We start from the raw sequence: 11155 nt of genomic DNA, 5'->3' as shown, positions 1-11155 counted from the left end.
TATAGCTAACCTATAACCATTCAGCAGTCAACAGCCTGTTCGGTTAAGATAAGAAATTCACAGCTTTTTATTGAGCTCAAATCGTCGCGTCCACTACATCCGGCAAGCTCCTTGCGGTTGGTTATCTGATATTTTTTATTAGCTTATTAGCCGAAGATCATTTTGAACCTATGGACCGGAGATACCCTGCTGCTTTTCCTTCTCCTTCAGGGATGATCCCTCTATCTTGCCGCTCAGCGGATTTGAAAATCCACCGGAGACTACCCTTGCAAGGTTTGAGAGGGTACGCGGCATGCCCAGGCCGGCGGGACAAACGAGATAGTTCGGACTCCACTCCGGGTGAAATTTTTCTTTATAGGCGCGAACCGTCCTGTAGCCATAGAGATTCTCGCCATAGGTATACACAAAATTCGCCACCGTATTCCAGCGGGAGGAAAAATAGTGCTCATCCCTGCCCGAAAAGGGCGCCAGTCCCAGGTTAAACCATCGATATCCCTGCTCATGTCCCCACACCATCGCCTCTACCATCATAAAGTCAATGATGCGGTGAGGCACCTGCGACCGGTAGCGCAGCAGATCGGTAGAAATCTCTTCCTGGTGGCCGCTTCGTAAAATATTGGAGAACGCCACCGGACGTCCCCCTTCCCGGACCAGGGCGACCGGAAAGTTCTTCAGGTACTGCTCATTAAAATGTCCCACGGCAAAACCGGTCTCTCTGCGTTTACGATTTTTCAGGCTTTCATCAGAAATCCTTTGCAAAGTTGAAATCAAGGGGGACACCTGTCCGGGGAGGAGCAGTTCCCACTCGTACCCGGCCTCCGACAGCTGCCGGTGGTTATCCCGGATAGCAGGATCGGGAGTTGTTTCATTAAACGAGGTGAGGTCGACCCGTCCCTCTTCCCCAATGTTGAAGAAGGTAAGCCCCAGGTCCATATAGTACTCCAGGTAATCGCTGCCCACCTGGTAAAAAACCGGTTTTGCCTGGGACTCCGAGCAATGTTCGCAGAACTGCCAAATCAGTTCTTCCGCCTCTTCCGGGGGACCCACGGGATCGCCCAGCACAATCCAGCTCCGTCCCTCTCTCCTGAACATCACAAACGAGCGGCGGGATTCGCTGAAAAGCAGCTCCTTATCCCCGAGCAGGGCCAGGTTACTCAGCACCCGGTCCGATTCTGCGATAATTTCTTTCGCCCGGTCGATCTCATTGCCGGCAGCGGAGATATCGGGACGATTGGGACGCAGAAGCTTGATCAACCCGATGATGACGGCGAAGCCAAAGGCCGCCACCATGGCGCGCAGGTAGCGCGGGGCATCGCCCGTCAGGGTAAATTCCCACCAGAGATCACTTTGATACTCCACATGCTGGTAGGCGAACGCTCCCAACCAGACCGCACTGATGAGCACCATAAATATCAATGTCAGCCACTGCGCGGAATACCGGCCGGAGAAAAGTGAGGTTTTGCGGTGGAACTCTTGACGGCAAAAGATCAGGGCCGTTAACATCACAGCCAGTATGGAGGCTTCCTCGTAATCGGCCCCCTTCAGCAGCGAAAAAAGAATCCCGAAAACCAGCAGTCCCACGGTCAGATGATAAGCGGCATCCACCCGGCGCTGCAGGGCGCCGGCCAGGACCAGCAGGGCCGCCCCCACGAGGCTTGCAAAAAAGTGGGACATCTCAATGACCGGCAGCGGGATGGCGTGCTGGAGCCACTGCATCCTCGGCACTTCCGAAGGCAGGGCGCCCGAGAACAGCAGGATAGCGCCCCCGATAAAAACTGAAAAACTCAGGACCTGCGGCACCACACGGGGCACCCAGTCCGTCGCTTTTTCGCCCAGTTGTTGAACCGCCTCCCGGTTCACCTGGTACTCCTGGTAGCCCAGCACGATCAGCGCCACCAGCAGGGGAAGAATGTAATAAATAATGCGATAGACCACTAAAATGCCGAGCACCTGTGAGGCCGGCATAAAGTTGGACAGGTAGAGCAGCATGACCGATTCAAAGACCCCCAGTCCCCCGGGCACCTGGCTGAAAAGTCCCGCTATCTGGGCGAGCAGGAAGATGCCCACAAAACTAAAAAAACTGATTTCCCCCTCCGGGAGCAGCACATACAGGACCGCGGCCGCCATCAGCCAGTCGACCGAAGCAATCGCTACCTGCTTCACCGCCAGTTTCAGATCAGGAAAGGTGAAGGACCAATCGTTATAGGTGAGCTCTTTCCGTACTTTCGCGCTGGCCCAGACATATCCCACGACCATCAGCAGCAACAACATGCCCAGGACCCGAAACGACAGGTAGGGGACCACCACCTCGCCGGGCATCTCAGGGGTGGCAAACAGGAGCGCCAGTCCCCCTACCGCACAGAAGCCGATCCAGAGCGTAAAAGCACTAAAGCCGACAATCTGGGTCACCTGCATGCCCGAAAAGCCCCAGGCCGAGTAAATCCGGTACCGGATCGATCCCCCGGTGAGAAGCGCCATCCCCATATTATGACTGAACGCATAGCCCACATAGCCTGCCCGTATGATTTTACCCGCTTCCAACCGCTCCCCGATATACTCCAGTCCCAGCGCATCGTAGCCGGTCAAAATGACGTAACTCAAAAACGAGAGGATCAGGGAAATCAGGATATAAAGATTCGGAATTTCCGAGAGCTGAGCGGTGATCTCAGAGATCTGGTAATGCCGGAGCTCCTGGTCCAGGTACCACAGGGCAAAGCCGAAAAAAATAATGCTGATAAACGGCGTTAATTTTTTGAGAATCTTCTTCATCAAAAACCGTTAAGAGGTTATCCCGGATTATTCACCAAGAAATTTGGTTGCAGGCAAGGCAAAGATGAAATGACGGCGGAAACGTACACTGGTACGGTGAGTACGGCATTTTAGCTTTAACGAAGCCTGCAGATAAATTTCGCAGCTTTGGGCAAACACCCGAATTTGAGCTATGTTTGATTTCCTGTTACTGACTTAAAAACAATAACGTAATATGTAAATACTATCAACTTTGTGAATAATTCGGGTTGTGCTGCTTGAATTACCGTGAAAACGAGATTGTCAGGTCACCCGTCATGCCTTCTTCCACCGGAACCTCCCGCTGGATGAAATACGGTTCGGGGGCCCGGAAAGGAGAAACCTGTCCAAAATCCCATTGCCCGTTCCCGTTTTGGTCCCGGTAAGCGATGACCGTATAATTGAACGCCGGCAGCGAACCGATTTCGGCCTCGCCGGTAAAGACCGTATCCCGCCTGATATCCGATTCCTCATTCCTGATTTGCAGGACAATGTTCTCTTTCGTCGTGTCTTCTGCCACTATATTAATTCGACCCAACTGCGATCTGTTCCAAATCCGGGGCTGTAATTTGCGGTAATCCTCAATAATGGGGTCCCATATCCGCAGTTCGTAATCCAGGTTTTCCTGCCAGAGGCTGTCCGGGGCGATCTTCAATATATTATCCCGTATTTCCACCCTCTGCCACGACTCCACCAGCTCCGATCCCTCGACCACCTTCAGGGAATCCCTTATAGTCGACGCTTCAATCGGTTTGGCGTAGATGACTTCCACCGTATCGGTAGGATAATAACCGGTCAGGTTATTGCGGGTGATAATGCGCTGTATGGTGGTATCTTCCTGGGCCGATCCGGTAAACGTCTGGGAATACCCGGCCGCTCCGTTGCCAAATTCATCCACAATTCCCCGGATATCAAGGGAATAGCTTTGCGATTCTGACAATGCCTGCTCGCTGTGGGCAAACAGGACGAAAGGGTCATCGGGCGGTATATAGAGCGGGACGGCTTCGGCCAGGGCATTCCCCAAGGTGTCCGTGACACTAAGAGCCGAGCTGTCCGTCAGCTGGATATTCTCGCTGAAACGCATTCGCATTCGCCGGGATGAAAAAAGTCCCACGCCCTGCAACACAGGCTTCGTCGTATCAACAGCCGTCACAAAGATCGTTCCCAGCGTATCTTCCCCGGCTTTGGCAAGTTCCATAAACTCCCGGCTAAAGGGCTGGGCCCGCTCCTGAGCGGGTTCCCATATTTTATTGCGGTTGCGATCGTCCACCCAGAAAGCTTTGTACCGGCCCGGGCTCAGGTATTCAAACTGGAAGGAGCCGCTGGTATCCGTGGAAGCGATATAGTTGGCGGTCCGGGTGAGGTCCACCGGCTCGCGATAGAGCAAAATACGCTGATCTTCATTGCCTTCGCCCGTTTTGGCATCAATCACCCGGCCAAAAAGCTTGCCCTCATCAATTTCGGATCCTGTCGAAACCGCTGTTTTATGCGAAGACGCCATATCATTCCCGTTCGTATCCCGGAGTTCCGTTTCAATGGTCACGATCAGTGTGGTGGAATCGGGAATATCCCGGGTGAATACCACCTCCACCGACTTTCGTCCCCAGTCCAGCTCATACTCGATGCCGATATCCGGCTCCACCACGATCGCCTGCGGCAGGGAGGAACGCTCTACGAACTCCGAAAAATGGAAGACGATACTCCGTTCGCTGAAATTCGTGGTGCCGGTCTCCGGTTCGGTCCTGACAATTGTGGGACCTTCTTCATCCCGCGGACCGCCCGTCGGGGAGGATGGGGTGGCACAGCCGGAGATCAGAAGCGCCACGGCCAGGGCCGCGCGGGCTAAAACCGCTGTTATCTGATGAGTATTCACTGAATGGTCATTCCTTCATTTTCTATTTCCCGTCAAAGATACAAATTTTTCGGAGGCCTTTATATCTCAATAATTTTGACGGGGAAAAACCCGTTTCTTCGGCAAAATAATTCCACAGCTACCCAGCTTAGTCGTAATGGTATATAGCTACGCTTGGATACGAGGAATTTAGCAAGTCATTGGTAAACAGGTGTTCTCGTCCCCCTATTTCAACTCCTATTTTAATCGCTCTTTTTGCACTTTTTAAGCGATGGAGATATTCGGCGGCCTCATTTTGGCTGAAATCCGGATTTTTATCAGTAATACCGACAAAGGGTTTGGCTGACGGAAGGAATTTTTCTTTGGGATGAGTAACCCGTCCTCTCTCCTGATCTTCAATTGAACATGAAATGAATAATAAGAAGACAAAAAAATAAAAAGAGCCCACTTTTATGCTGACTTTTATCATCTGCTTCATATTTAAAATTGTTCCATAATTAAGGTACATTGTCTTCTAAGATAGTGATTCTAAATGGAGCGAGTGAATTTTCTATGGTTTCAAGTCTTCAGGCGACTTATTCTCATGTGGGAAGGGGATGTTAGGGATAGGTTTTCCTAAGAAGGGACATAGCTTCTCCCAGCCTTCACCTTCACATATTTTCAGTTCCAGCATATCGTCCGGTCTATCTGCAAAGTACTCCCGCACTGCATTATGGTGTGCCGTACGGTGCCACTTGAGTAGCAACGGATCCTGGTACTCAAAAGCATGGTAATAAGGTGATCTCCGCTTACGCTTCTGGGCCTGAACGCTCGCCAGCCAGTCCTCAAAGGGTCTGGTTGTCAAGATAAATTTGCTGTTTGGGTACTCCCGGTCCAGTAGATCAAAATGATTACGAAGCTCATCGATATCCATATAAGCATCAGCCTCGGGCAGCCCGTGAAGACACGGACTGACGAAGTTTGCCAAATTTATCCGTATCTGTTCCCCCTGTGGTACCATTCCGTGCTGGACAGTAAAACCTAAATACTCAATGGCTCGCCATAAACTCACCGTGCCTGTTTTAAAAAAGCCGATTCCAAAAATATTGTTTATCTCAGACATGACTGCCTTTTTTAGTATAAATGTTAAAACTAATGATTCAGCCGCATATCCTCACAGATAGGCATGACAGATATATCTGTATGGATCTGGCAGCTTAGAGGAATCTATAACCTCCCTGATATGCAATGATATGTTATCCATATCAGCCAATGAATCATGCGTTGCTAGCCAAATATCTAATTAATGGGAAGAATTCGTATCCCTTTCAGCATGGGTTTCACTGTCCCAATCGAAACTATTCAGTATTTCTGTATGTTGCTGATCATTGCCCAAGTGTTTTTGATACAGGCTTTTTTCTACAGGCTGCTGTCGCACCCAATTGTCAGGGTGGGCAATCACATATCGATCAAGCCCTTGCTTAAGACAGGAAATCGAGAACCAGATATCAGCCATACCATGAGACTTACACCGTTCCATACTCATGTCCAAATCATCTCTGTGAAACAGTACACCCCCCGTTCCCAGTATATCGACTTTGGTATGGCTCTTAAGTCCTCTTTGGAAATGATAAATCTCAGTATCTTTGAAATATGAATGCATGGGATAATTAGAAATCTTACGCCCATGAATACCAAGAGCTAATGGTGAGGTATTATCATTACTAAGCTTTTTATGATTTCGCACTATACGTGAGATGAAGTTAGGTGGGTATATCAGATCATCGTCGAGCGTAAGGTGATACCCTGTCAATTTGCTACACATATAAAACTTGCCACTATCCATTAGGTTACCGGCCTCCTCCCTATCCCACAGCAGTACACATTTATCTGGCAGATTTTTACGCAGCTTTTCATACTCTTCAAAGTTATAGTCGTTCATATAAATGAACAGATCCTGCACCTGATCAATAATGCTATCGATGGAATGGAGAAGTTGCTTTTTGCGGGCCGGATAGGTAGCCATCATACCCCGGATCTGCTCGTTCTTGTTTACCTTTTGTCGTAGCAGGAAAAAAGGTGCAACTATGGATGCTCCTTTCCTCTTTATCTTCTGGGCTTTCTTTGCCGCACCGATATGATCTTTTGCCTGATTAAGAAGGTCATTACTCAACCGGTCCCACTCTTTTACGTCCATAGCTCCTTTGCGTTGTGTAGTGATCGTCCCCCAATCCTGTTCATGCCGAAGGTGTATAGCGGTTTCCCATATTTTCGGCCAGTGAATCAGAAGCTGGCCGAACTTCCCAATCAACTGCTGAAATAATGTTAGCCGTTCCGAAGCATTTCCCATTAAATCGGATGGAAGACCGATATTTTCTTGGAGCATCAATTTTTGAAAATTCGAAACGACCCGTCTGGCATCCCTCTGCCAATATTGTGGAACATCGATCCTATTATAGATACAGCGTTCAAAATAGTTAATCTGTCTGCGTATTAACTGCAAACAAATTTTCCGCAATTGTCCTTTAAAGCGTTTAGGCGGAAGACGGCTCAAATCTAATAGATAGTCCCCTGTAATCCTTAGGTTATAAGAAGAGTTCTGGTTCATAGGCCAACGGTTATGCGAATACAACACTGCCTCCAGAATATCATTTGTTCGCAGTGGACCCGTACTAAGCGCATGGGATAAGCCAATGCGGGCAGATCGAGTTGGCGGATCATGAAGGATAGCGTAAGGAACATATCCTCGACAGGTTCGTTTGAAACATAAACGTAATAGCAGGCCAAAAACACCATCCTGCCTTCGCTGTACGGGCATAAACGGAGGGAGAAGCTGGCGAGTATCCATACCGATATTCATTGCCATACAAAAAGGGCCATCTCCTATAGTCAGTTGAGCTGGTCCGCGAAACAGTTGTCGCGTGCGCACATTATTCTGATATGCTGATGCTTCTTCAATCAAACGTCTAAAAGAATCTCCTTGGGCACACAATCTCTGCCAGTGCCGAAACATACCGGAATCACCGAGCCCTCCCAAATAGGTGACTACGGTGCGTGTTTCCCGATCGTTAAGGGCTTCCAACAACCTACCCTCCAAGCGATCTATATTTACTTTAGGTTGCTCTTCAATCAGAGTGCCCGGATGTGTTCCGAGAAGAGACTCGTGCAGTGATAGAAAATCGATGTCTTCGTATTGTGGATATTTGAAAGCTTTATCCGGGCTATTATAATACCAGTACTGATTGCAGTTTTCTGATGAAAGGACCATCCCGGGTTTCCTACCAGGAGAAGGAGTAATCCGGCAAATCGTATCGTCGTCTACCTGTACCGACCGTTTACCCGCTGCTAGTAATAACAGCGTATTCCGGGCCGCTCCTGTCCGGATGCCACACCGGGCATCGCCCAAAAGTGCAAATTGTGTCACGCTCTCAGGAACCGCACTGTTCTTCGCTATAGCACCAGCGAATTTCAGCCGGTAAGATCTGTCTACCCACAGATTCTCGATCTGATGGTGTTGCAAGATTTTAGCCACTGCACGACCATTTTGACTGGTTTCCTCATCGGAATCATCCACAATATAAAAAACACAATTGCGATGATGCTGCTGAAAATTTTCAAGATAACTCAGTACGCAACGAGCGAGCAATGCTCCACGACTACGTGTGGGAATTCCCAATATCCGAATGTTTTCCTGATCTTTTTCCGATAACTTTAAATTCGGTAAGCCTTCAGTTACCTTTTTTTGAAGCTCCTGCTCTGATACTAAAAAGCCTTTCTTTATAAATCCTTGTAGTTATTGCCGTAAGGACTCCATTTCTTTTTCCCGAACGGGTAGTTCCAAGCCTTCTTGTAACGCAAATCGGAGCAATGACTGAAATAATTTTCCAAGTACTCCTTTCCGGTTAGGCAACTGCTTCCATTTTTGATTACGGCAATAGTTTTCTACATGGTCGGCCGGGATATTAAATCTCTGACAGGATAGCAGGAATTGCACTTCAGCAGAAGTGAGGATTTGAGACTTTCCGGATCGGCGAGAATGCACTATTACCTTGCCTTTACCCGCCGGTGTTGTTGTGAAATTGAAACCGCGGTACCGGTCTTGCCTCCAATCTTTTTCAGTCATGATGAAAGGATCAGCTGAGTAAATAATTAAGTTTCCATTCTAATTTTATATCTTTTTCATTCTGTTATAATCGATACTTTTTCGATAAAAATATCATTTTTTCAAAATTTGAGGCACGCTAACCAAAAATAATTTCTTGTTGATTTTTAAAAATCAAGACTACTTTCGGGTAAGAAAGCATTTTGATTAGCCCATTTGATTATATCTCGTGTACCAACCTTACGAATAAGCAAAACTTCCTTTTCTATTCCACGATAAGCCGCAATATTATTATTTACAATCTCTCTGAATTTTCGACGAGTGACAAGTATCTGTGGGATAGCCGCTTTTCCGGGTATATCCGTGTAGATATATTTTAAAATTCCAGTATTAGACCAGCCATTTCCGGTCATGACTTCATCAAAATTGCCATATTTAGCTAAATGAACCAATCCCTCCGTGTTGATATAATCTTTAGAAATTCCTATGGTTCTAAACCCATATTCATAAAGACTCGCATTTTCTTTTAAATTCTTCTTTATTATGTCAATCGCTGATGGAAGCCCTTCTATATTTGCAGCACTACAAGTTGAACATCCTATATATATGAAAGCAAGTTCATACTGTTTTTGATCATCAGGAAATGTAGTCCTATTTAGGTTATCTAAAGTATACAGTTTTAAATTAATCACATCTGAAACAAAAGTTGTACTAACAAAAAAAATCACAAAAACAAAGATACCTGTGAAGATTGGAGATTTCTTTCTTAAGATCGGCTCTATTTTTTCAAAAACTTTCATAGCTCTCTAATTTAGTCGTAATTGTATATAACTACGCTTGGATAAGAGGAATTTAGCAAGTCATTTGCAAACATTCGTTCCCGGTTTGCAAATAACAAGATTGGGAGATCAGAACTTAAAAAACCACCTGATCCATCTTCAGATGAAACTAAATAGGAACGAAATCTGATTTGATTAAACTGAACATCTCTCCTTGCCGGTCTTTCAACTACTTGTACTAAAAACCAATTGGATTTTGCTATCGAAATAAAAGAATTTATTGAATCAAAATTACTGCCAGTATTTTTTAAACTAACAGAGTTATCTGTCCCTTGAATAATAGGGCGTTGTGAAAAATTTTCTATTTTTGCAGCCCATGAAAGAGTGCCATTTACCGTATAGCCAAATACATAGGGCATCATATCAAATGTCGAAACTACTGTTTCCGTAGCTTCGTTACAGGCAACGGTCCCATCGGAAAGTTGTTTCAGAATCATGGTATTTGGAGAGTTGTAAGGATCACCAAAAGAATACAGATATTCACCTGTATCTGCAGAATAGGTATGAATGATTTTAAAATCGGTCGAATCCAGATCCGCCTTGTCAAGTCCTATGCCCCTTATAAAAAGCCTATCTCTCAAGATACAAAAAGCATCCGGTACTAGGTGTATTTTAATAGTCGTCAGATATTCAAATCCTGAATCTTTGGGCTCAAATATTTTTATAGCATTATAGCGATCGGCAATATATATACGTCCATCCTTTCCGATGTCTATATCCGCGGGGGACATAAACTCTCCGGGCCCCGATCCACTTCCGCCAAACGAAAATAAATAAGCACCTTTTTTATTGAATACTCTCACTTTATTATGTTGTGCATCCAATATAAACACATTACCTAAACTATCGCTCACTACCCCTTTAATTTCTCCAAACGTTTCTTCTCGTTCCCCTTTTTCAACTCCTATTTTAATCGCTCTTTTTGCACTTTTTAAACGAGGGAAATATTCGGTGGCCTCACTTTGGCTGAAATTCGAATTATCATCAGTAATACTGACATAGGGTTTGGTTGACGGAAAGAATTCCTCTTTGGGATGAATAATCCGTCCTCTTTCTTCTTCGTCTCCACCTTTACATGAGATTAGTAATATTAGGAGGATAATAAAATAACAAGAGTTGGCTTTTATCATCTGTTTTAATGTTAATATTTTCCCGGAAAAATTTCCGGGAAAATATTAACAGCCCTGCCCGCATCCTAAAGTTTTACACTCATCCAGCTCATAAGCACAATATGTGTCTCCTCCCGGATTATCTATACAATCATCACTAAACCATCCTGACTCACACTCATCATTTTCACAAGGTGGTAGATAGGCTGATGAATTAATAGGAAAAAATATTCCTATAATAACACTGCATATAGCTATCAAGATTACAAAGACAAAATATTGAAATTTAGAATATACCTCATACATAATTACACCTTTATTTTAGTTGAATTTTAAAGATTCCAAATAGGAAACCATCTATTTAGTAGTTTTGGCAATTGTATAAAAAGTACTAAAGATAATACTGCCATCCAGCTATCAATAGCTTGCTCATTTCTTTCGTTTTTTTCAATACCCAATGATTGAGTAAAATAGTACCTAATCATTA

At 45.7% G+C, this 11155-nt stretch carries 7 protein-coding genes; all 7 read right to left on the bottom strand.

All coding sequences use genetic code 11. The features are described from left to right. Positions 1-168: 168 nt before the first annotated feature. Positions 169-2769: a bifunctional lysylphosphatidylglycerol flippase/synthetase MprF gene (gene mprF, locus BUB16_RS00175; protein ID WP_073058805.1), complete on the bottom strand. Its 2601-nt coding sequence runs from the start codon at positions 2767-2769 to the stop codon at positions 169-171. 262 nt (positions 2770-3031) lie between these two features. Continuing rightward, the gene (locus BUB16_RS00170; RefSeq protein ID WP_073058804.1) at positions 3032-4660 is read right to left on the bottom strand and encodes an Ig-like domain-containing domain; all 1629 of its coding nucleotides are present in this window, start codon (positions 4658-4660) and stop codon (positions 3032-3034) included. 127 nt (positions 4661-4787) lie between these two features. Continuing rightward, complete coding sequence (locus BUB16_RS00165) at positions 4788-5117, bottom strand: hypothetical protein (RefSeq protein ID WP_139240123.1); 330 nt, start codon at positions 5115-5117, stop codon at positions 4788-4790. A 72-nt stretch (positions 5118-5189) separates the two neighbouring features. After that, complete coding sequence (locus BUB16_RS00160) at positions 5190-5741, bottom strand: sulfotransferase family protein (protein ID WP_073058802.1); 552 nt, start codon at positions 5739-5741, stop codon at positions 5190-5192. A 180-nt stretch (positions 5742-5921) separates the two neighbouring features. Then, on the bottom strand, positions 5922-8192 hold the full coding sequence (locus tag BUB16_RS00155) for a glycosyltransferase family protein (RefSeq protein ID WP_139240122.1): 2271 nt from the start codon (positions 8190-8192) through the stop codon (positions 5922-5924). Between the two features lie 695 nt (positions 8193-8887). Further along, the gene (locus tag BUB16_RS00150; protein ID WP_073058800.1) at positions 8888-9520 is read right to left on the bottom strand and encodes a hypothetical protein; all 633 of its coding nucleotides are present in this window, start codon (positions 9518-9520) and stop codon (positions 8888-8890) included. 11 nt (positions 9521-9531) lie between these two features. Then, positions 9532-10689, bottom strand: a complete 1158-nt coding sequence (locus tag BUB16_RS00145; RefSeq protein ID WP_073058799.1) for a 6-bladed beta-propeller — start codon at positions 10687-10689, stop codon at positions 9532-9534. Between the last annotated feature and the right edge of the window lie 466 nt (positions 10690-11155).

The sequence above is a fragment of the Fodinibius roseus genome (assembly GCF_900129315.1).
Lineage (GTDB): Bacteria > Bacteroidota > Rhodothermia > Balneolales > Balneolaceae > Fodinibius > Fodinibius roseus.
This window is presented reverse-complemented; position numbering and strand designations above follow the sequence as displayed.